12 protein-coding genes are annotated in these 22,595 nt (G+C 70.7%); 9 read left to right on the top strand and 3 right to left on the bottom strand.

The features are described from left to right. The first annotated feature begins 161 nt into the window (after positions 1-161). Positions 162-3,701: a transcription-repair coupling factor gene (mfd, locus tag AOK00_RS11680; protein ID WP_055600244.1), complete on the top strand. Its 3,540-nt coding sequence runs from the start codon at positions 162-164 to the stop codon at positions 3,699-3,701. 104 nt (positions 3,702-3,805) lie between these two features. On the opposite strand, the gene AOK00_RS11675 is transcribed toward mfd, so the two are convergent. Then, on the bottom strand, positions 3,806-5,071 hold the full coding sequence (locus AOK00_RS11675; protein WP_055600245.1) for an SGNH/GDSL hydrolase family protein: 1,266 nt from the start codon (positions 5,069-5,071) through the stop codon (positions 3,806-3,808). Between the two features lie 29 nt (positions 5,072-5,100). Further along, positions 5,101-5,694 (bottom strand): TetR/AcrR family transcriptional regulator, encoded by a 594-nt coding sequence (locus AOK00_RS11670; RefSeq protein WP_055600243.1) that lies wholly within the window; start codon positions 5,692-5,694, stop codon positions 5,101-5,103. A 123-nt stretch (positions 5,695-5,817) separates the two neighbouring features. Between AOK00_RS11670 and AOK00_RS11665 the strand changes: the two genes are divergently transcribed. The 7 genes from AOK00_RS11665 (at position 5,818) to AOK00_RS11635 (ending at position 21,094) form a co-directional block, all read left to right on the top strand. Then, on the top strand, positions 5,818-6,672 hold the full coding sequence (locus AOK00_RS11665) for an SCO6745 family protein (protein WP_055600242.1): 855 nt from the start codon (positions 5,818-5,820) through the stop codon (positions 6,670-6,672). Positions 6,673-6,800: 128 nt separating this feature from the next. Then, the gene (locus AOK00_RS11660) at positions 6,801-7,496 is read left to right on the top strand and encodes an HNH endonuclease family protein (RefSeq protein WP_055600241.1); all 696 of its coding nucleotides are present in this window, start codon (positions 6,801-6,803) and stop codon (positions 7,494-7,496) included. Between the two features lie 60 nt (positions 7,497-7,556). Beyond that, positions 7,557-8,303 carry a hypothetical protein gene (locus AOK00_RS11655; RefSeq protein WP_055600240.1) on the top strand — a complete coding sequence of 249 codons (747 nt, stop codon included), beginning with the start codon at positions 7,557-7,559 and terminating at the stop codon, positions 8,301-8,303. A gap of 134 nt (positions 8,304-8,437) precedes the next feature. Continuing rightward, on the top strand, positions 8,438-8,776 hold the full coding sequence (locus AOK00_RS11650) for a hypothetical protein (protein WP_055600239.1): 339 nt from the start codon (positions 8,438-8,440) through the stop codon (positions 8,774-8,776). Next, complete coding sequence (locus AOK00_RS11645) at positions 8,773-9,396, top strand: hypothetical protein (protein ID WP_055600238.1); 624 nt, start codon at positions 8,773-8,775, stop codon at positions 9,394-9,396. Before AOK00_RS11650 ends, AOK00_RS11645 begins: the two co-directional genes overlap by 4 nt. A gap of 268 nt (positions 9,397-9,664) precedes the next feature. Beyond that, on the top strand, positions 9,665-20,359 hold the full coding sequence (locus tag AOK00_RS11640; protein WP_254047331.1) for a LamG-like jellyroll fold domain-containing protein: 10,695 nt from the start codon (positions 9,665-9,667) through the stop codon (positions 20,357-20,359). A 99-nt stretch (positions 20,360-20,458) separates the two neighbouring features. After that, positions 20,459-21,094, top strand: coding sequence for a hypothetical protein (locus AOK00_RS11635; RefSeq protein ID WP_055600236.1), 636 nt, complete (start codon positions 20,459-20,461; stop codon positions 21,092-21,094). 121 nt (positions 21,095-21,215) lie between these two features. On the opposite strand, the gene AOK00_RS11630 is transcribed toward AOK00_RS11635, so the two are convergent. After that, entirely contained in the window at positions 21,216-21,920 is a 705-nt protein-coding gene (locus AOK00_RS11630) for a hypothetical protein (protein ID WP_055600235.1), read from the bottom strand. Positions 21,921-22,105: 185 nt separating this feature from the next. Here AOK00_RS11630 and AOK00_RS11625 point away from each other — a divergent pair. Next, positions 22,106-22,595: helix-turn-helix transcriptional regulator (locus AOK00_RS11625; RefSeq protein WP_367870031.1), on the top strand; the 490-nt coding region annotated here is incomplete at its 3' end.

The raw sequence follows: 22,595 nt of genomic DNA, 5'->3' as shown, positions 1-22,595 counted from the left end.
CCCGGGCCCTGCGGGGCTCGGCTCGGGTTCGGGCGGGGCGGACGGGTCGTGTTACGGGAGCGGGTGTCTGTGGCGCGTCGTACGCTGGACACCCCGGCCCGTGCGACGTGTCGGGCTGTTCGCGTTGCCCGCCCCCGTCACCCCTCGGGATGGAAAGCTTCATGAGCCTGCACGGTCTGCTCGATGTCGTCGTCAAGGACGCGGCCCTCGCCGAGGCGGTGAAGGCCGCCGCCGACGGGAACCGCCCGCACGTGGATCTGGTCGGTCCCGCGGCCGCCCGGCCCTTCGCCGTCGCCGCGCTCGCCCGGGACTCGGGGCGGCCGGTGCTCGCGGTGACCGCGACCGGGCGGGAGGCCGAGGACCTCGCCGCCGCGCTGCGGTCACTGCTCGACCCGGACACCGTCGTCGAGTACCCCTCCTGGGAGACCCTGCCGCACGAGCGGCTCTCGCCCCGCTCCGACACCGTCGGCCGCCGTCTCGCCGTACTGCGCCGCCTCGCGCACCCGCGGGACGACGACCCGGCGGCCGGCCCGGTGAGCGTCGTCGTCGCCCCCATCCGATCCGTGCTCCAGCCGCAGGTCAAGGGCCTCGGGGACCTGGAGCCCGTGGCGCTGCGGAGCGGGCAGACGGCCGACCTGAACGAGATCGTGGAGGGCCTCGCGGCCGCCGCGTACTCCCGGGTGGAGCTGGTCGAGAAGCGCGGCGAGTTCGCCGTGCGCGGCGGCATCCTGGACGTCTTCCCGCCGACCGAGGAGCACCCGCTCCGGATCGAGTTCTGGGGCGACGACGTCGAGGAGATCCGGTACTTCAAGGTCGCCGACCAGCGGTCCCTCGAAGTGGCCGAGCACGGACTCTGGGCGCCGCCCTGCCGTGAGCTGCTGCTCACCGCCGACGTACGGCAGCGGGCGGCGGCGCTCGCCGAGGAGCACCCGGAACTGGGCGAGCTCCTCAACAAGATCGCGGAGGGCATCGCCGTCGAGGGCATGGAGTCCCTCGCGCCGGTCCTCGTCGACGACATGGAGCTGCTGCTCGACGTCCTCCCGAAGGGCGCCATGGCCGTGGTCTGCGACCCTGAGCGGGTGCGGACCCGGGCCTCGGACCTGGTGGCGACGTCACAGGAGTTCCTCCAGGCGTCCTGGGCGGCCACGGCCGGCGGCGGCGAGGCCCCGATCGACGTCGGCGCGGCCTCCTTGTGGGGGATCGCGGACGTCCGGGACCGGGCGCGCGAGCTGGGGATGTCCTGGTGGTCGGTGTCGCCGTTCGCGGCGGACGCGACGGCCGACGGCGCCGACGGGGACACCCTCGCGCTCGGCATGCACGCCCCCGAGTCGTACCGCGGCGACACCGCACGCGCGCTCGCCGACACCAAGGGCTGGCTGGCCGACGGCTGGCGCACGGTCTATGTCACGGAGGCCCACGGCCCCGCGACCCGTACGGTCGAGGTCCTCGGCGGCGAGGGCATCGCGGCCCGCCTCGACGCGGACCTGACGGAGATCTCCCCGTCGGTCGTGCACGTGTCGACCGGCTCCATCGACTACGGCTTCGTCGACGCGGCCCTCAAGCTCGCCGTCCTCACCGAGACCGACCTGTCCGGCCAGAAGGCGGCCGGCAAGGACGGCCAGCGGATGCCGGCCAAGCGCCGCAAGACCATCGACCCGCTGACCCTGGAGGTCGGCGACTACATCGTGCACGAGCAGCACGGCGTCGGCCGGTACGTGGAGATGGTCCAGCGGACCGTGCAGGGCGCGACCCGCGAGTACCTCCTCGTCGAGTACGCCCCCGCCAAGCGCGGCCAGCCCGGCGACCGGCTGTACATCCCGACCGACCAGCTGGAGCAGGTCACCAAGTACGTGGGCGGCGAGGCGCCGACCCTGCACCGGCTCGGCGGCGCGGACTGGACGAAGACGAAGGCGCGCGCGAAGAAGGCCGTCAAGGAGATCGCGGCGGACCTCATCAAGCTGTACTCGGCGCGGATGGCGGCCCCCGGGCACGCCTTCGCCCCGGACACCCCGTGGCAGCGCGAGCTGGAGGACGCCTTCCCGTACGCGGAGACGCCCGACCAGCTGTCCACCATCGCCGAGGTGAAGGAGGACATGGAGAAGACCGTCCCCATGGACCGTCTGATCTGCGGCGACGTGGGCTACGGCAAGACGGAGATCGCGGTCCGCGCGGCCTTCAAGGCGGTGCAGGACGGCAAGCAGGTCGCGGTCCTCGTACCGACGACGCTGCTCGTGCAGCAGCACTTCGGGACCTTCTCCGAGCGGTACTCCCAGTTCCCGGTGAAGGTGCGGGCCCTGTCCCGCTTCCAGACGGACACGGAGGCGAAGGCGACCCTGGAGGGCATGCGGGAGGGCTCGGTCGACGTCGTCATCGGCACCCACCGCCTCTTCGCCTCCGAGACCAGGTTCAAGGACCTGGGCCTGGTCATCGTCGACGAGGAGCAGCGCTTCGGCGTCGAGCACAAGGAGCAGCTGAAGAAGCTCCGCGCCAACGTCGACGTGCTGACCATGTCGGCGACCCCCATCCCCCGTACGCTCGAAATGGCGGTCACCGGCATCCGCGAGATGTCGACCATCACCACCCCGCCGGAGGAGCGCCACCCGGTCCTCACCTTCGTGGGCCCGTACGAGGAGAAGCAGATCGGCGCCGCGATCCGGCGTGAACTCCTGCGCGAGGGCCAGGTCTTCTACATCCACAACCGGGTCGACTCGATCGACCGGGCGGCGGCGCGGCTGCGCGAGATCGTCCCCGAGGCGCGGATCGCGACGGCCCACGGCCAGATGTCCGAATCGGCCCTGGAACAGGTCGTCGTCGACTTCTGGGAGAAGAAGTTCGACGTGCTCGTCTCGACGACCATCGTCGAGTCGGGCATCGACATCTCCAACGCCAACACCCTGATCGTCGAGCGCGGCGACAACTTCGGTCTCTCGCAGCTCCACCAGCTGCGCGGCCGTGTCGGCCGTGGCCGGGAGCGCGGCTACGCGTACTTCCTGTACCCGCCGGAGAAGCCGCTCACCGAGACCGCGCACGAGCGGCTCGCGACGATCGCCCAGCACACCGAGATGGGTGCGGGCATGTACGTGGCGATGAAGGACCTGGAGATCCGCGGCGCGGGCAACCTGCTCGGCGGCGAGCAGTCCGGCCACATCGCGGGCGTCGGCTTCGACCTGTACGTCCGGATGGTCGGCGAGGCGGTCGCGGACTACCGGGCGCAGATGGAGGGCGGGGTGGAGGAGGAGGCCCCGCTGGAGGTCAAGATCGAGCTGCCGGTCGACGCCCACATGCCGCACGACTACGCACCGGGCGAGCGGCTCCGCCTCCAGGCCTACCGCTCGATCGCCTCGGCGAACTCGGAGGAGGACATCAGGGCGGTCCGCGAGGAACTCACGGACCGCTACGGCAAGTTGCCGGAACCGGTGGAGAACCTCCTCCTGGTGGCGGGCCTGCGCATGCTGGCGCGCGCGTGCGGCGTCGGCGAGATCGTCCTCCAGGGTCCGAACATCCGGTTCGCCCCGGTGGAACTGCGCGAGTCGCAGGAGCTCCGCCTGAAGCGGCTCTACCCGCGGACGGTCATCAAGCCGGCCGTCCACCAGATCCTGGTGCCGCGCCCGACGTCGGGCAAGATCGGCGGGAAGCCGGTGGTGGGCCGCGAACTGCTCGCGTGGACCGGGGAGTTCCTGACGACGATCCTGGGGTCGTAGGGGACGCGGGCCGGGTCCGCGGGGTGCGCGGGCCGGTTTCCGCGCACCCCGCGGGGCGCGCGGCCGGGGTGCGCGGGCCGGTCCCGGCGCACCCCGGCCGGCGACTACAGCTCGTCGAGGTCCAGCGCCCCGGCCATCGCGCGGTAGCCCGCGTCGTTCGGGTGGAGGCCGTCACCCGAGTCGTAGGCCGGGAGGATGCGGTCGGGGTCCGTCGGGTCGGCGACCGCGTGGTCGAGGTCGACGATCGCGTCGTACGCGCCCGAGGTGCGGACCCAGGTGTTGAAGGCGTCGCGCTTGGCCTCGTTGGCCGGGGTGTCGTAGAAGGAGCCCTTGACCGGGGTCAGGGTCGCGCCGATCACCTTCAGGCCCTTGGCGTGGGCCTGGCGGATCAGGGTCTGGTGGCCCTTGATCAGTTCGGTGACGGAGACGTCGGGGGTGGGCGCGGCGGGGGAGTCCACCGTGCTGCCGCCGATGTCGTTGATGCCTTCGAGGAGGACGACCGTGCGGACGCCCCGCTCGTTCAGGACGTCCTCGCGGAAGCGGGTCAGGGCCTTCTCGCCGGCCCAGGTCGTGTCGTTGACGACCTGGTTGCCCGCGATCCCGTGGTTGAGGACCGCGCGCGGGCTGCCGGCCGCGGCGAGGCGCTCGGCGAGCTCGTCCGGGTAGCGGTTGTCCGCGTCCGTAGCGGCGCCCACGCCGTCGGTGATCGAGTCGCCGAAGGTGACGATGCCGTCGCGGCGGGCGGTGTCACGGCCGCCGGTGACCTCGACGCCCGACAGGTAGTACCAGGACGTGCTCGTCTCCGTGAAGGCGGAGCCGGACAGGTCCGCGCGGTGGTCGCCGTCGGCCCGGTAGGCGGTGGCGCCGGCGAAGTGGTGGAAGGTGGCGGGGCCGGTCCCGCCCGCCAGGTACAGGGTGACGGTCAGGGACTCGAAGGCCTTGACCGGGAGCGGCGCGCCGTCGCTGAGGAGGGTCCCGCCGGCCGGGACCGTGGCCGACGCGCGTCCGTCGAAGCGCAGGGTGCGGACCGAACCGGCCTGCACCGCGCCGCCCTTGGCCGTACGGGCGACGGTCGCGCCGGTGACGCGCAGCGGGGTGGTGCCGTAACGGTTGCTCAGCTCGATCCGGGCCCGCGTACCGGAGGCCGTGACGCGGACGACCTGCCGCACGGTGTGGTTGTCGAAGCCCTGCTCGGACCAGTTGGGGCCGAACGGCGCGGTCGGCGCCTGCGGGGACGCGGCCCAGGCGCCGCGCCAGGGCGATCCGGATCCCGGGTGGTCGGGGGCGGCGAGGGCGGTGGGGGCTAAGGCGATGGCCGCCGTGGTGAGCAGGGCTGTGGCGGTGCGACGGAGGGTGTTCGAGGTTCTCATGTTCTCCGTCAATTGCTGACCGACGCGGGCTATTCCCGCTTCCCCTCCTGCTCCGGCGGGAGTTGGCCGGTGAAGAGCAGGCCGGTCAGGGAGCGGAAGTACTCCTCGGGGTCGCGGTCGCCCAGTGCCCCCGTCACGTTGTGGGTGAGGAGCAGCGTCGCGAAACCGTGCGCCAGCGACCAGGCCGCGATGCCCGCCGTGCGGGCGTCGGGGACCTCCGTCAGGCCGGCGACGCCGGCGCGGAGTTCGGCGGACGCGCGTTCCTTGGCGGCGAGCAGGTCCGGGTCGTCGGCGCGCAGCAGCTCCGGCTGGAACATGACCTGGAAGTGGGCGGGGTGCTCGACCGCGAACCGCACGTACCGCACTCCGCGTTCGCGTAGTTCGGGAGCGGCGGCGAGGGCCTCGGCGAGGAGCCCGTACCCCTCGGTCGCGAGGGCGGTGAGGAGTCCGGTGCGGTCCTTGAAGTGGTGGGCGGGTGCGGCGTGCGAGACGCCCGCGCGGCGCGCGAGGTCGCGGAGGCTGAGCGCCCCGGGGCCCTCGGCGGCGATGACGTCGAGGGCGGCGTCGAGGACGGCCTGCCGCAGGCCGCCGTGGTGGTAGGAGCTCCGGCTCGTGCGGGTCATGGGAGGAGCCTAGCCCCAATCTAGGCATTGACAAGTTCGGAGCCGCGGAGCACCATCTAGTCAGTGACTAGATTCTGTGCGAGTGAAGAGGAGCCCGCCGTGGAACCCGGACGCGTACGTCAGATGTGGCACCTGCTCGAACCCCTGCACGCCCTGCTCTACTACGCCCCCGAGGCCTTCGACGAGGCCGCCGCACTCGGCTACGACACCTCCGAGCGCTGGCCCGCCTACTTCGCGTGGCGCGCCGCACCCCTCGGCCCCGCGGGCCCGGAGCGGGTGGCGGACACCTTCCACAGCTTCAGTCCCGCGATGATCGCCCGTTACGTCCCCGCCGCCTGGGAGACCGCAGCCCCGGCCGAGGTCCTCGCCGCGCGGCTCCGGGCCGTCGACCGCACCTACCGGGCCGTCCTGGGCGAGGAGCTCCTCGCGAGCCCCGGACTCGCCGAGGCCGCCGCACTCGCCCGCACCGCCGCCGACGGCGCGACGGCGGCCTCCGAGCCCCTCGTCTCCCGCCCGCTCGCCGCCGCCAACGCCGCCCTGCCCCGGCCCGAGGCCCCGCACCTGGTCCTCTGGCAGTCCGCGACGATCCTGCGCGAACACCGGGGCGACGGGCACCTCGACGCCCTTGCCGACGCGGGGCTCGACCCGGTCGAGTCGCTCGTCTCCTTCGCGGCGATCGGCGCCGCGCCGGAGCCCGTCTTCGAGAGCCGCGGCTGGAGCGGCGAGGAATGGGCGGCGGCGCGCACCCGCCTCACCGCCCGCGGCCTCCTGACCGCCGACGGGGGCGCCACCGAGGCGGGCCGCACCCTGCGCGCCGAGGTCGAGCGGCGCACGGACGAACTCGCCGCCGCCCCCTGGGCCACCCTCGGCCCGGACGGCACCGCCCGCCTCGCGGAACTGCTCGGCGGCCCCTGGCTGGCCGCGATCGGCTCCGGCCTGCTGCCGTCGGAGAACACCCTGGGCATCGGCAAGGTCTGAGGGGGCGAAGGGCCGGCCGGGGCCGCGCCCCTCCGCGGGCCCGCGCGGCCCAGGGGGTGTCCTGTCGATCAGGCCGGATCAGGCCGCGAGCCCGGCCTGATCGGCAGGACACCCCCTAGGATTCCCGAATGCTTGCAGAGCGGACGATTCGAACGACCCTGGTCTCCTCGGCGCTTGCCGTCGCCGCGCTCATCGCCACCGCCTGTTCGCCCGGAGCCGACGCTCCGGGATCCGGCGGTGGCGCGGGCGGCGAGCCGGCCGCGCGGGGAACCGCACTCGCCGCCGTGGAGACGCTCACGGTGAAGGGGCGGGCGCCGAAGACCGGTTACGAGCGGGAGAAGTTCGGGCGGGCCTGGGCGGACGTCGACGGCAACGGCTGCGGGACCCGGGACGACATACTCAAGCGCGACCTGACCGGCGTCCGGTTCACCGACGGGCGCTGCGCGGTCGCCTCCGGCACGCTCACCGACGACCCGTACACCGGGACGACCGTCCGCTTCGTCCGCGGGCGAAGCAAGGTCGACATCGACCACGTCGTCGCGCTCTCCGACGCCTGGCAGAAGGGCGCGGGCACGTGGGACCCGGAGACCCGGCGCCGGTTCGCCAACGACCCGCTCAACCTGCTCGCCGTCGACGCCTCCACCAACCGCCGCAAGTCCGACGGCGACGCGGCGACCTGGCTGCCGCCGAACAAGGCGTACCGCTGCACGTACGTGGCGCGGCAGATCGCCGTGAAGAAGAAGTACGGGGTGTGGGTGACGGGCGGCGAGCGGGACGCGATGAGGCGGGTCCTCGCCACCTGCCCGCGGCAGAAACTTCCGTAGCGCCCGCGAGGGGGCGGAAAACCTGTTGGCGCGGCAGCGGATGATCTTTAACCTGCCCGCATGGACCTGAACATATCGACCCTTGCCGAGCGCCCCGAACTGGAAGGGCCGATGTGGGGCATGCGCGACCTCTGGCCCGAGTTCATGATGTACGACCCGGTGGGCTGGGCGAACATCGGGCGGATCGTGCGTGAGCTGCCGGAGTACGTGCTCGTCGCCACCGACGCCGAGGGCAAGGTCGTCGCCCGCGGCTTCAGCGTTCCCTTCCGCCTGGACGTGGACGGGCGCCGCGAGCTGCCCGCGCGCGGCTGGGACGAGGTGCTGCTCTGGGCGTTCTCCGACCTGAAGCACGGCCGCGAGGCCGACACCGTCAGCGCCATCGAGATCACGGTCGACACGAGCGCCCTCGGCCAGGGTCTCTCGCACCGGATGCTGGCCGCGATGCGGGACAACGTCGCGCGGCGCGGGTTCTCCGAGCTGGTCGCCCCGGTCCGCCCCAACGGCAAGCACCTGGAGTCCGCGTCCTCCATCCACGAGTACGCGTTCCGCACCCGGGAGGCCGACGGCCTGCCGCACGACGCCTGGCTGCGCGTCCATGTGCGCGCGGGCGGTGTCATCGAGGCGGTGGCCCCGGCCTCGATGACCGTCTCCGGCTCGGTCGAGCAGTGGCGCGCGTGGACCGGCCTCCCCTTCGACGCGGACGGCCCGGTCGAGGTCGAGGGCGCGCTCGTGCCCGTCCACTGCGAGGCCTCGCGCGGGTACGCGGTCTACGTCGAGCCCAACGTGTGGGTGCGGCACCGCGTCTGAGGCCTACGGGGCGCCGCCGGGGAGCGGACCCCGGGGGTGATCTTCGCGACGGGGGATGTACCGTACGGCGTCCCCTGTCGTACACCCGTGCGCCCCACCCCCGGCGTGCGCCTCCGTGAGAGGTCTCGCGAATCGTGAACCAGGCCGTCCGCTTGGAGAAGGGCGCGGAGTCCCCGCGCCCCAAGGAGTTGCCCGGCCGGCCGGCCAGGGTCGGGCTCGCCCTGGTGCCGCTGCTGAGCCTCGGCGTCCTCGGATTCGTCCCCTCCCTCACGCTCGCCCTGCGGCGCGGGACGCGGAACGACCGGCTCGCCGCGCTGCTGTTCACGGCCGCCTCGGTCGGCTGGTGCCTCCAGATCGCGCTGACGCCCGAGGAGACCCACGGCTTCGCGTACCTCCTCGACCTGGTGCTGCTCACGGCCTCGACCCTGGGCGCGGCGGCGCACTGCCTCACCGTCAAGGAGGCCGGCCGGTGAAGACCCGTCGTGCCTGGCGCGTCACCGAGCGGGAGGCGGCCAAGAGGGAGGCGGCGGAGTCCGGGGCGGCCCGGATTCCCGGGCTGCTGGCCGCCGGAGCCGGGGCGCTGCGCGGCCGGGCCGGCTGGGCCCTCGGCTCGGTCCTGGTCCTCGCCCTCGGACTCGTCGGCGCCTGGCTGTTCGCCGGCTCGGACCGGCCGGGCACCCCGCCCGACACCCGGGCCCGCGCCTACCAGGACTACGACGCCTGTCTGCTGACCGACGACCGCGGCATCGTGACCGGGGCACCGGCGGCCCCCGTCTGGGAGGGGATGCAGGCGGCGTCGCTGGACAAGCGCATCCGCGTGACGTTCGTACCGGTGATGGGCGAGAAGACGGTGGAGAACGCCCGCCCGTTCCTCAACGGTCTGGTGCAGCGGGACTGCGAGATCGTCGTCGCCTCGGGCGCCCCGCAGGTGGCAGCCGCCGAAGCGGCGGTGGAAAAGAACCCGAAGGTCCGGTTCGTGACGGTCGGTGAGGCGGGCGGCGCGGCCCACGACAACCTGGTCCGGGTGGCGCCCGGGGCGTCGCTGGAGGGCGACATCGCGGCGACGGTGAAGCGGCTGGCCCGCGAGGGCTGACGGATCGGTGGGCCCTGGCGCACACCTCGGGACGAGTTGTCCGGAAGGGTTCCGTCCATTGGGTAAAGGCAAGGTAAAGTTCGGCACCCTGGTGTGAACTGGTGATCTGTCATCGGGCAGGCTCGCGAGGCTTTGTAAGCATCGTGTTAGTAAAGGCTGGCCCATGCGTATACGCCGGGTCCGTAGCCCTCGCCTGTTCCCACCGGGTCGCACCGGCAGACGCAGGTTGAGGGCTACGGCTCTTTCCGTACTGATCTCCCTGTTCCTCATGCTCACCACCGAGTCGGCGCTCGCCGCGGGCGTCACGCTCGAACCGGTGAAGATGCCCAAGCTCTCCCTCTCGGGGCTGTGGAAGTGGGTGAGCGAGAGCCCTCTCGACACTCCCGACCAGCAGGGCGGCACGGCCCGTGGCAAGAGCCACGACGCCTCCTCCGACGCCACGAGCCTTGAGGGCGAGGCCGGCCGCAAGCCCGGCAAGGGCAAGGGCGAGCTCCCGCTCTTCGAGCGGGAGACCGACGACCCCGCCGAGGTCCGCACCGGCAAGGCGCCGGGCGGCGCCAAGAGCTTCGACGCGCGCACCAGCAAGCGTGACGCGAAGAAGTCCACGGCCACCTCGGACCACTACGTCAACGCCGACGGCTCCACCACCGTCCGCCACTACCCCGGCCGCACCAACTTCAAGGCCGCGGACGGCACGTGGAAGGCCATCGACACGAGCCTGACCGAGGACAAGGACGGACGTCTCCAGCAGACGGCCAACTCCCTCGACGTCGAGTTCGCGCCGACCGCCGCCGACAAGGCCCTCGCCTCCGTCGACTTCGGCAAGGGCCGCTCCCTCGCCTACGCCCTGCGGGACGCGGCGAAGACCGAGCCCACCGTCGACGCCGACGGCGGCCTCACGTACGCCGGGGTCCTCCCCGAGACCGACGTGCAGCTCGTGCCGCTCGCCGAGGGCTTCAAGGAGAACGTCGTCCTGCGCTCCCCGCGGGCCGGTAACTCCTGGGTCTTCCCGCTCGACCTCAAGGGACTCACCCCCCGCGTCGCCGCCGACGGCGACGTGGAGTTCACCGACGCCGACGGCAGGGTCACCGCGACCATCCCGCACGCGTACATGGAGGACTCCAAGGTCGACCCGCGCTCCGGCGACCGCGCCCAGTCCCGCGCCGTCACCTACGAGCTGACGACCGTCGACGGCAAGGCCGACGGGCAGCCCGCCCTGCGGATGACCGCCGACCGCGCCTGGCTCGACGACCCCGCGCGCGTCTACCCGGTGACCGTCGACCCGACGGTGACCGCGTCGAACTCGACGTACACGCAGAACACCATCGGCGGGGACCACTCCACCGAGACCCAGATCAAGGTCGGCTCGTACGACTCGGGCACCAACAAGACGAACTCGTTCCTGCAGTTCAACTCCCTCGGCACCACGCTCGCGGGGCAGCGGGTCACCGCCGCCACCCTCAACGTGTACGCCCTGTGGTCCTCGACCTGCGCGGCCCAGTCGTTCTCAGTGCACCCGATCACGCAGTCGTGGGCGCCGTCCGCCGTCACGGCGTACCCCGGCCCGTCCTTCGGCGCCGCGATCGGCACCGCCACCCCGGCGCCCGGAGCCTCCTGCTCCAACAGCTCCGGCTCGGCGAGCGTCGGCGTGCGCATGCCGGTCTCGCTCAACACGACGTGGTTCAACAACGTCGCCGGCGGGGCCGCGAACCACGGTCTCGCGCTCACCGCGCCGACCAACGACATGCTCCACTGGAAGAAGTTCCACTCGGACAACTCGGCGACCGCCGGCTTCCGCCCGGCCCTGGACCTGACCTACACGCCGAACTCGGCGCCGCAGATCAACGCCCAGTACCCGCCGGCCAACTTCCAGGCGAACACCCTCCAGCCGGAGCTGCTCGTCTACGCGAGCGACGCCGACAAGGGCCCCAACCCCCTGTCCTACACCTTCGAGGTCTACGACGGCGACGCCACCGGTACCCCCACGCTGGTGGCCACCTCCGGCACGATCGCCAAGGGCAGCTGGAAGATACCCGCCGGCACGCTGAAGTGGTCGAAGAACTACGACTGGTACGTGGAGGCCAGCGACGGCACCTCGGCCGTCGTGGAAGGCAGCCGCTTCACCACGGCCGTGCCGCAGCCGCCGGTCACCTCGGGCCTGTCGATGAACACCGACGGGCACGAGTTCGACCCCTCGGACGGCAACTACACGACCGAGGACACCGACGCCGACGTGCCGGTGATCGGCCCGTCGCTGGAGATCGAGCGCTCCTACAACAGCCTCGACCCCCGCGTGGACTCCGCGTTCGGCGCCGGCTGGTCGACGATCGGCGACATGAAGGCCGTCGAGGCCAAGGACGGCAGCGGCGCCCTCACCAGCGTGATCATCACCTACCCGGGTGGTGAGCAGGTCGCCTTCGGCCGGAACTCGGACGGCACCTTCGTGCCCCCGCTGGGCCGCTACGCGCGTCTCGCGGCCGTCACCGGCGGCTACGCGCTCACCGACAAGGACTTCACGGAGTACGCCTTCACCCAGGCGACCGCGAAGGCCGGCACCTACGCGCTGAAGACCATCAAGGACTACGCCGGCCGCACGGAGACCTTCTCGTACGACGCCGCCAAGCGCCTCACGAAGATCACGAACGAGGTCTCCAAGCGGAACCTGGGCCTGACCTGGTACCAGCCGGCCACGGCCACCGCCTGGCACGTCCAGACCGTCTACACCGACCCGGCCACGGTCGGCGACGCGAGCTCGGCCCAGACGTGGCAGTACACCTACACCGGTGACCAGCTTACCAAGGTGTGCCCGCCGGCCGACTGGTCCAAGTGCACGACGTACACCTACGCCACCGGCAACCACTACCGCACCACGGTCCTCGACGCCGACCCGTTCGCCTACTGGCGGCTCGGCGAGACGTCGGGCACCGTCGCGAAGGACGCCCTCGACGCGAACCAGGGCCAGTACAACGGCACGTACAAGAACGTGACGCTGGGCGGGACGGGCCCCCTCGCGGGCTCCACCCAGAAGGCGGCGGGCTTCAACGGCACCACCTCGTACGTCGAGATGCCGGCCGCGCCGGGCGCCACGCCCTCGTACACCTCCGTCTCGCTGTGGTTCAGGACGAGCACCGCCGGAGGCGTGCTCTTCTACTACGGCGACAAGCCCCTCAGCGACCCCGACCCGGTGGCCAACACCACGAAGAACACCCCCGCGGTGTACGTGGGCACCGACGGCAAGCTGCGCGGCTGCCTGGCCATGTCGCCGGGCTGCATGACGACGATCACGTCCACCCCGGTCGTCACCGACGGCAAGTGGCACAACGCCGTCCTGACCGGTGTCGCCAACAGCCAGACCCTGTACCTCGACGGTGCGGCGGTCGGCTCGCTCGGCGGCACCATCAACGACTGGGTGCAGCCGTACATCGCCCTCGGCGCCGGTGTGAACACCATGGGCTGGCCGGCGATGAACGCCAACGACAAGCTCGGGCACTTCAACGGCCAGATGGCCGAGGTCGCGATCTTCTCCGAGCCGCTCTCGGCCGACGTGATCAAGACCCAGTACGACTCCGCCACCCGGCCGGCCGGACTGCTCCAGAAGATCACCACGCCCGGCCTGAAGACCCAGGCGTCGGTCGTCTACGACACCACCGACGACCGCGTCCTCCAGGCCACCGACGGCAACGGCGGCACCTGGAAGCTCAACCCGCCGACCATCACCGGCTCGTCCCAGGTCTACCGCTCCGCCGTCCTGGGCTCCGCCCCGGCCGGCTACTGGCGCCTGGACGACACCCAGGGCGCGGCGCAGGCCGCGAACCAGGTGAACACCGGCTTCGGCACGTACAACAACGTCATCCAGGGCGCCGAGGGCCCCTTCGGTCCGGGTGACGCGAGCGCGTCGACGTTCGACGGGTCCACCTCCTTCATGGAGATCCCGTACGGTCCGCTGCACGCCAAGACCGACCGCTCGGTCGAGCTGTGGTTCAAGACCGCGGCGCCCGGTGTGATCATGAGCGACCAGAGCGTCGCCCCGAACAACCCGGGCGGAGTCACCGGCAGCTGGAGCAACCTGCTCTACGTCGGCGCGGACAACAAGCTGCACGGCCACTGGTGGAGCTCCACCTGCAACGGCGCGGCGACCCTGGGCTCCACGCGCACGGTCACGGACGACAAGTGGCACCACGCCGTCCTGTCGGCCACCGGCACCACCCAGACGCTCTACCTCGACGGCGTCAGCCAGGGCACCTGCACCGGCGCCCCGAACGACCAGACGACCTCGCGGACGTTCGTCGGCGCCGGCTTCGGCACCAACTGGCACAGCTCGCCCGGCGCGGTCAGCTACTTCACCGGCTCCGTCGCCGAGGTCGCGGCCCACGCCAAGGGCCTGACCGACGCCGACGTCGCCACCCACTGGTCCGCCTACAAGGCGTCCTCCGGTGTCGCGCCGGTCCGCACGGTCAAGCTGACCGACCCGAGCGACAAGACCCTCACCTACGTGTACGACGCCGAGATGGGCAACCGCCTGCTCGCCGCGATCGACACCGAGGGCGACCGCACCACCTACGGGTACGACACCGGCGGCTTCCTCCACACCATCACGGACGCCAACGGCAACCGCTCGATCACCGGCCACGACGTGCGCGGCAACGCGGTCTCCCAGACCGTCTGCCAGGACACGAAGGCCAACAAGTGCTCGACGGAGTACTACACCTACTACCCGGACGCGACCACGGCCTTCCCGCCGATGGACCTGCGGAACGACCTGCTGCTCACCGAGCGGGACGGCCGTTCCACCGGCCCGACCGACAACGCGTACCTGACCAGCTACTCGTACGACGCCGGCGGCAACCTGCTGTCGGTGACGACGCCCCCCGTGGCCGGGCACCCGAACGGCCGGACCGCGAGCACCACGTACACCACCGCCACCACCCCGGCGGCGGAGGGCGGCACGGCGGTCACGCCGGCGGGCCTGGTGGCGCAGGTCACCACGCCGGGCGGCCGGAAGACGACGTACACGTACTACGCGAACGGCGACCTGGCGCGGATCACCGACGCCAACGGCGCCAAGGTGCAGTACACGTACGACAACCTCGGCCGTGAGATCTCCAAGACGGAGATCTCGGACGCCAATCCGGCCGGGATCGTCACGAGCCAGACGTACGACAAGAACGACCAGGTCCTGACCGAGACCACGCCGGCCGTCACCAACCGGGTGACGGGCGCGAGGCACCAGGCCAGGACCACCACGGCGTACGACCCGGACGGCAACATCCTGTCCCAGAGCGTCGTCGACCTCACCGGCGGCGACACCGCGCGCGTGACGTCGATGACGTACAACGCGAACAACCTGATGGCGACCAGGACGGACCCGGGCGGCGACACCACGTCGTTCGAGTACGACGCCTACGGCAACAAGGTGAAGGAGACCGATCCCGCGGGCACGGTCAACACCTACACCTTCGACGCCGAGGGCCGGCCGCTCGTCACCAGCCTGCTGAACCACATCGGCGACCCGTTCAACCCCTCGCCGGCGACCACCCTCGTCCAGGAGTCCCGGGCCTACGACCCGGCCGGCCGCCTCGCGTCGATCACCGACTCGATGGGCTGGCAGACGGCGTACACCTACACCGACGACGGCCTGTCGGCCTCCGTGCTCCGCAAGGACCCGGCGACCGGCAAGTCCTTCACGGAGCAGGCCAACACCTACGACGCCGCCGGCAACCTGATCGAGCAGGTCACCAACGACGGGCAGACCCGCACCACCTTCACCGTCGACGCGGCCGACCGCACGGTGTCCGAGATCCTCGACCCCAACGGGCTCGCCAGGACCACGCACACCGCCTACGACCCCGACGACAACGTGGTGACCGAGACGGACCGCGACCCGGCGACGGGTGACGTGTCCACCACGGACACGCGGTACGACGCCCTGGGCAACATCACCGGCACCACCGTCCACGACGGCACCACTGCTCCGGTGGCCCGCTACAAGCTGGACGAGACCACGGGCTTCGGCCTCGCGGACTCCTCCGGCGCCAACAACACCGGTACCCATGGCACCGGGATGCACTGGAACACCGACCGGAGCGGCAGCGGCGCCTTCGACGGTGACGTCAACTCCTGGGCGCAGGCGTCGGGTCCCGTCGTGAACACGGCGGGCAGCTTCACGGTCTCTGCGTGGGCCAAGCTGTCCGACCTGACCACGGGCCGCACGGTGCTGTCGCAGGACGCGGGCAGTGTGTACGGCTTCGTGCTGTACTACGCGGCCAACACCGGCTGGGCGTTCGCCCGTCCGCGTACGGACGCGCTGCCCCTCGCCTACGACCGGGCGGTCTCCGCTCCGTCGGCGGCGGTCGCCGGTGCCTGGACCCACCTGGTCGGCATGTACGACGCGCAGGCGTCCAAGCTGCGGCTGTACGTCAACGGCGCGCTCGCCCAGGAAGTCGCGGTCTCGGGCAACTGGGAGGCGACCGGTCCGTTCCAGATCGGCCGTCACAAGATGGGCGCCGGGAACTACGACTACGAGTTCAAGGGCGGCATCGACGACGTCCAGGTCTACAGCGAGGCGCTGACCGCGGCGCAGGTCACCGCCGTCAAGGGCGGCACCCTGCCGGCGGCGGGCAGCTCGGTCCGCACGACCACGTGGAAGCTGGACCAGCGCGGTCTGCCGATGTCCCAGACGGACACCTCGGGCAACGTCACGGACTACGGCTACGACGAGCTCGGTCAGCAGACGTCGGTCACCGAGCCCGCGGTGATGTCGGAGCAGAACGGCGGGACGCCCGTCTCGGTCCGTCCGGTGACGATGTCCGGGTACAACACCTTCGGTGAGCCGACCGAGATGGCGGACCCGCTCGGCAACGTCACGACGACGGCGTACGACGCGGAGGGCCAGGAGGCGTCGGTCACGACACCGCAGTACCTGGCACCGGGCGCCTCGGCCCCGGTCACGGCCACGTCCTACAACGAGTACAACAAACTCGGACAGGTCACGGCCGAGGTCGACCCGCTGGGCAACCGCACCACCTACTCGTACACGCAGCTGGGCGACCTCGCCTCGGTCACCGAGCCGGGCGGCGGTACGACGAAGTACACGTACGACACGAACGGCGACCAGCTGTCGGCCACCCGGCCGAACGGCGCCCGCCAGGAGAGCACGTACGACTACCTGGGCCGCGTGCTGACCAGCACGGACATCGTGCGCCAGCCGACCCAGCGGGCGTACACGGCGATCAACGAGTACAACGCGCCGGGCGGCGAGCTCTCGCGCGTCGTCTCGCCGAACGGTGTGAGCCAGTCGTACAAGTACAACGCGCTGGGCGAGATGACGGAGGTCACCGACTCCGCCGGAAGCGTCTCGCGCTTCGTGTACGACATGGACGGCCGGCCGCTCCTGTCCACGGACCCCGACGGCACCAGCACCCGCAACACGTTCGACGGCTTCGGCCAGCTGGTGAAGACCGAGGACCTGGACGCGACGGGTGCCGTGCTGCGGACCGCCCGTACGTCGTACGACCGGATGGGCAACGCGGTCTCGGTGACGGACTACCGTCAGCACACCAAGACCCTCACGTACGACGCGGCGGGCCAGATCACGAAGGCGGTCGAGCCGGTCTCCGCGACCGAGTCGATCACCTCGACCTTCGGCTACGACGCCGCGGGCAACCGGACCCGGTTCACCGACGGACGGGGCAACCCGTTCCTGACGACGTACAACACGTGGGGCATGCCGGAGACGGTGGTCGAGCCCTCCACCCCGACCCACCCGAACGTCGCGGACCGGACCTTCACGGCCGTCTACGACCTCGCCGGGCGGGTGAAGGAGTCCAGGTCCCCTGGCGGGGTGACGAACTCCTTCGAGTACGACGCGAAGAGCCGCCTCGTCAAGCAGACGGGTGCGGGTGCGGAGGCCGCCACGGCCGACCACACCTACACCTATGACGAGGACGACCGTCTGACGGCCATCGCGGGCCTCGGTTCGGAGAAGAACACCTTCTCCTACGACGACCGCGGTCTCCTCCTGACGGCCAACGGTCCCTCGGGTGCCTCGTCCTTCGCCTGGAACGGCGACGGTGCGATGACCACCCGGACGGACGCCTCCGGCACGTCGACGTACGGCTACGACACCGCCGGTCGTCTGAAGACGACCAACGACGGTGCCACCGGCACGACGATGACGTACGACTACGACGTCAACAGCAACGTCAAGTCGGTCGGCTACGGCACGGGCAAGGCGAAGCGCAGCTTCGGCTACGACAAGCTGCAGCGTCTGACCAACGACACGCTGACGTCCCCGACGGGCAAGACGCTCTCGTCCATCACCTACGGGTGGGACGAGAACGACAACATGACGTCGAAGACGACGGCCGGCGTCGTGGGCGCCTCCGCCAACACGTACACGTACGACTGGGCCGACCGCCTGGCGTCCTGGAACAACGGGACGACGACGGAGGTCTACGGCTACGACGCGTCCGGCAACCGCACCCGGGTGGGTGGCGACACCTACACCTACGACGCCCGGAACCGGCTGACGTCGGACGGCCACAGCACGTACACGTACACCGCGCGTGGCTCGCTGAGTTCGGTGACGGACGACGCGAGCCGCGTCACGAACATGAAGACGGACGCCTTCAACCGGGTGATCCAGGAGGGTGACCGCACCTACACCTACGACGGTTTCGACCGGGTCCTCACCGCCAACGAGGACGGTGCGGCGATCCACACCTTCCAGTACAGCGGCACGGACAACGACGTGGCCTCGGACGGTGTGTCCACCTACAGCCGCGACGCGGACGGCTCCGTCGTCGGCGTGAAGAGCGCGGTCACCGCGGTGCTGGCCCTGACGGACCTGCACACCGACGTGATCGCCCAGTTCACCGCCTCCGGTGAGGCGCTGGCCGGGTCGACGACCTACTCGCCCTTCGGCAAGGTCGTCCAGTCCTCGATGATGGCCGGCGCGCTCGGCTACCAGTCGGGGTGGACCGACCCGCAGACGGCCAAGGTCAACATGGCCGCGCGCTGGTACTCGCCGGAGACCGGGCAGTTCGGCAACCGGGACACGGCGAGCAACTCGCCCCTTCCCGACTCGGTGAACGCGAACCGGTACGCGTACGCGAACGGCAACCCGATGACGGGTGTCGACCCGACGGGCCACTGGTTCGACTCCATCAAGAAGGCCTTCAAGAAGGTCACCAAGAAGGTCACGAACGTCGCGAAGTCGACGTACAACACGGCGAAGACGGTCGTCAAGCAGGCCGCCAAGGTCGTCAAGAAGGCCGCGAAGGTCGTCAAGAAGGCCGCCAAGAAGGTGGTGAAGCGGGCGAAGCGGGCCGTCAGAAAGGCGGTCCGGTACGTCGCCGACAGCGTCAAGAAGGTCAAGAGATACACCAAACGCGTGTACAAGCGCGTGAAGCGTGTCGTCCACAAGGTCGTCAAACACGTCAAGAAGGCCGTGCGGAAGGTCGCCAAGGCGGTCAAACACGTGGCCAAAAAGGTGGTCAAGGCAGCCAAGAAGGTCGGTAAAGCAGTCAAGAAGGCTGCGAAAGCGACAGCCAACTTCGTCAAGCAGCACGCCTCGACCATCGCCTCGGTGGCCACGGGCATCGCCGTCTTCGCGGGCTGCACCGCGCTGACGGCCGGTGTCGGCGCCATCGGCTGCGCCGCCCTCGCGGGTGCCGCGGCCAACGGCGTGGGCTACATGATGAGCGACGGTCCGAAGTCCGTCGGCGGCTTCCTCGGCGCGGTCGCCATCGGCGCCGTCACCGGTGCGGCCGGTGGCGTCGGTGGCCGTCTCGCGGCGAGCGCCGCGGGCAAGCTGCTCTCCGGCACGGCCGGCAAGATCGCGACGAACGTCGCGGAGAGCGCCGGCGAGGAAGCCCTCACGGGCGCGGTCGAGTACGGCACCTCCTGTGTGAACAGCGAGGAGGGCTGCTCGGTCGCCGGAGCCGCGAAGGCGGCGACGATCGGTGCCGTCATGGGCGGCGCGTTCGGTGCGAAGGGCAAGGGCAACGGCCCGAAGTCGAAGGCGTCCGCGGGCGACAGCTCCGGTCCCGGCTGCCCGATCCGCCGGGCCGGCACGCCGCACAGCTTCACGGGCAAGACGCCGGTCCTGATGGCCGACGGCAAGACCAAGGAGATCTCCAAGGTCAAGGCGGGCGACAAGGTCCTCACGGCCGAGCCCGGCAAGAAGACCAAGGAGGCGCACCAGGTCAAGAAGGTGATCGTCACCCAGACCGACCGCGACTACGTCGACGTCACCATCGTCGCGAAGGCCGGCCGGAAGACGATCGAGACCACCAGGCACCACCAGTTCTACGAGTCCACCCGCAACTCCTGGACGCAGGCGGGCGACCTCAAGGTCGGTCAGAAGCTCCAGAACGGCGAGGGCGCCCCGGCGGCCGTCGTCGGACTGAAGTCGTACCAGGCGGACCGCGTCACGTACGACCTCAGCATCGAGGGCCTGCACACGTACTTCGTGTTCGCGGGCGATCAGGTCCAGGCGGTCGACACGAGCGCCGCGGTCCTGGTCCACAACTGCGGTGGCAGCAACCCGACCCACTCGGCCACATGCACCTGCGCGGCCGGAAACCAGCCGCGCATGGCGAACGGCCACATGGGCTCCAACCCGAACCCGAATCCGAGCCGGCTCAACCGCGACAACCAGTACCCGTCGGGATACTGGGCGGACACCCACCGGGAAATGGAAAGGAATTGGAAGGACAGCGACGGAAACTGGCTGGACAACGACGGTAATATCGTTCCTGACGACGAGCTGACGTATGAGCACACGTACGCGGTCGTCGACCATTGGAACGCCGAGGGATACAACCAGAGCAAGAGTCAGCGCGCGAAGTTCTTCAATGACGCCTCCAAAATGCATCCGATGCGCCGCAAGGCGAATTCGAGTGGCGGTGGTAAAATGAAGGCGCGTTATCGGCAGGACACGGGTCCCAACTACTCGAATTAAAGGAGACTTAGGGTGGCATTTGATGTGGAGCGGGCTGTACAGGAAATTCCCAAGGTAGAGGAATTTCCTGGCCTCGCGCGCGCGTGGCGCTGGTCGCCCATGTTCCGGTTCGTGTTCTCGCTGGCGATGAACGCGGAGGGGACGCGCATCCATCAGGTGAACGCCCGAGACTCCTTCGACGAGGACCTGGCCCGGGCGGTGCTCACGTTCGCGCGTGAGCACCGTGCCGGGCTCGGGGAGAACCCCCGCCCCTTCGAGGTCGTGCCCGGGTTCTCCCACCCGGGGTACGCCTTCGACGCCCTGGTGGCGATCCAGCCCGAGATCCACGGCTACTACGTGGGCCGGAACGAGCAGCTCAACGAGGTCGTGGTCGGGGTCTTCCCCGCGTACGTCCGGGAGTTCTCCGGGAACGAGACCCCGGAGGAGGCGTTCTTCCGCTTCAAGAAGATGCTGAACGCGGCGGACATGACTCGCGAGGCCGTTCCGTTCCTCCGGATGAAGTTCGACAACACGAGGACCGGTGGCGGAAGCGAAGGCGACCTCCGCGGTTTCACCACCCCCGACGTGCTGCTCAGGGAGCTGGAGCTCCTGGAGGGCGCGCCCGGCAGCTTCGTGGAGTACGAGAACCGTCACGGGCGGGTCCGGCGGATCGAGTGGAACGGCTCGTGGACCGTCGACGGCGAGGCCCGGGAGCACGCGCCGGCCCCCGCCGAGATCCTGGAGACCCTGAACTGACCTCGGTCGCGTCCCGCTGAGGACGCTGCCGAGGGCGAATCCTGCTGAGCACGAGGGCCGTTCATCCGGAACACCGGGTGGGCGGCCCTCGTGCTGTGCGGCGCCCCGCACCGGTGGTGCCTCAGCCCGCCTTCACCCAGTCCCCGCACGTCGTCGTCTTGAAGTAGCCGTCCGTCGCCGTGACCTTGACGATGGCCGTGCCCGTCACGTTGTCGTTCGCCAGGATCGAGTCCGTGCCGTGGCTCGCGTCCTTCGACCGCTCCCAGTAGCACTCCGCGTCCTTGTTGCCCGTCGACTTGTACGTGCCAGGGGCGATGTCGACGCCCACCTTGAACATGCCGCCGTCTCCCTTGAGGGTCGTCCCGGGCGTGCCCTTCGCCTTCGCGTCGACGGCCTCCCAGGTGCCGCAGCCCGCGGACTTGAAGAGCTTGTCCGAGGCCTTGACCTCGACATAGCTCGTGCCCGTCACGTTGTCGTTGGCGAGGATCGAGTCCGGCTCCCCCGAGGCGTCCTTGGCGCGCTCCCAGTAGCAGCCCGCGTCCTTGTTGCCCGTGGAGCGGTAGAGGCCGGGCTTCACGTCGGCGCCCACCTCGAAGTCCCCGTCGCCGTCGATCGTGACGGCCTTCTTCTCGGGGGCCTTGGACTCCGGGGCCTTCTTGTCGCCGCCCTGCTTCGCGGGCTGCTCCTGCTTCGCGCCCGCCTTGGGGGACTCGGTCTCGCCGCCCCCTCCCATCGCCGCGCCGATCGCGATGACCGCGACGACCGCGCCGGCGGCGGTGAGGACCTTGTGGCGGGCGAACCAGTTGCGCTGCTGCTGCTGAGACATGGCTGTGGCACCTTCCGGGCGCTGTGAGGGCTCCGCTTTCGGGACTCCGTGTTCCGATGGAGTAATCACAGCAGAACCTGTGAACCGAGTCAACACCGTTCACGGGGTTTGAGTTCGCTCACGTCGTGAACCGGTTCGAGCGCTATGCTCGGTGTGTTCACACACGTACGAGGGGAGACGGACAGGTGCCCGAAGAGAGCACGGCAGAGGTCACCGCCGCCGGTATCGCCCGGCTCGCCGGGGTCGGCAGGGCCGCCGTCAGCAACTGGCGCCGGCGCCACGCCGACTTCCCCAAGCCCGTCGGCGGCACCGAGACCAGCCCTTCCTTCTCGCTCGCCGACATCGAGCAGTGGCTCCGCGACCAGGGAAAACTCGCCGAAGTGCCGCTCCGCGAGCGTGTCTGGCAGCAGCTCGCCGGCCACCCCTCCGGCACCGTCGCCGGCCTCGTGCACACCGGTTGCGTCCTGCTTCTCCTGCGCGCCCGCCCGGGCGCCTGGACCGAGCTGGCCGCGCTCCCCGACGACCGCCTCGGCGCACTCCTGCCCGGCGTCTTCGAAGAGGTCCTCACCGCCCGCTTCGGCCTGCCCAGGTCTGTTCACACCCCCACCCCGGCCGACACCCTCCCCGCCGTCCCCCTGCTCCGCGCCGCCGTCGAGCTGGCCGCCGAGCTGGGCG

The organism is Streptomyces aureus, assembly GCF_001418135.1.
In the GTDB taxonomy this organism is placed as follows: Bacteria; Actinomycetota; Actinomycetes; order Streptomycetales; family Streptomycetaceae; genus Streptomyces; species Streptomyces aureus_A.
This window is presented reverse-complemented; position numbering and strand designations above follow the sequence as displayed.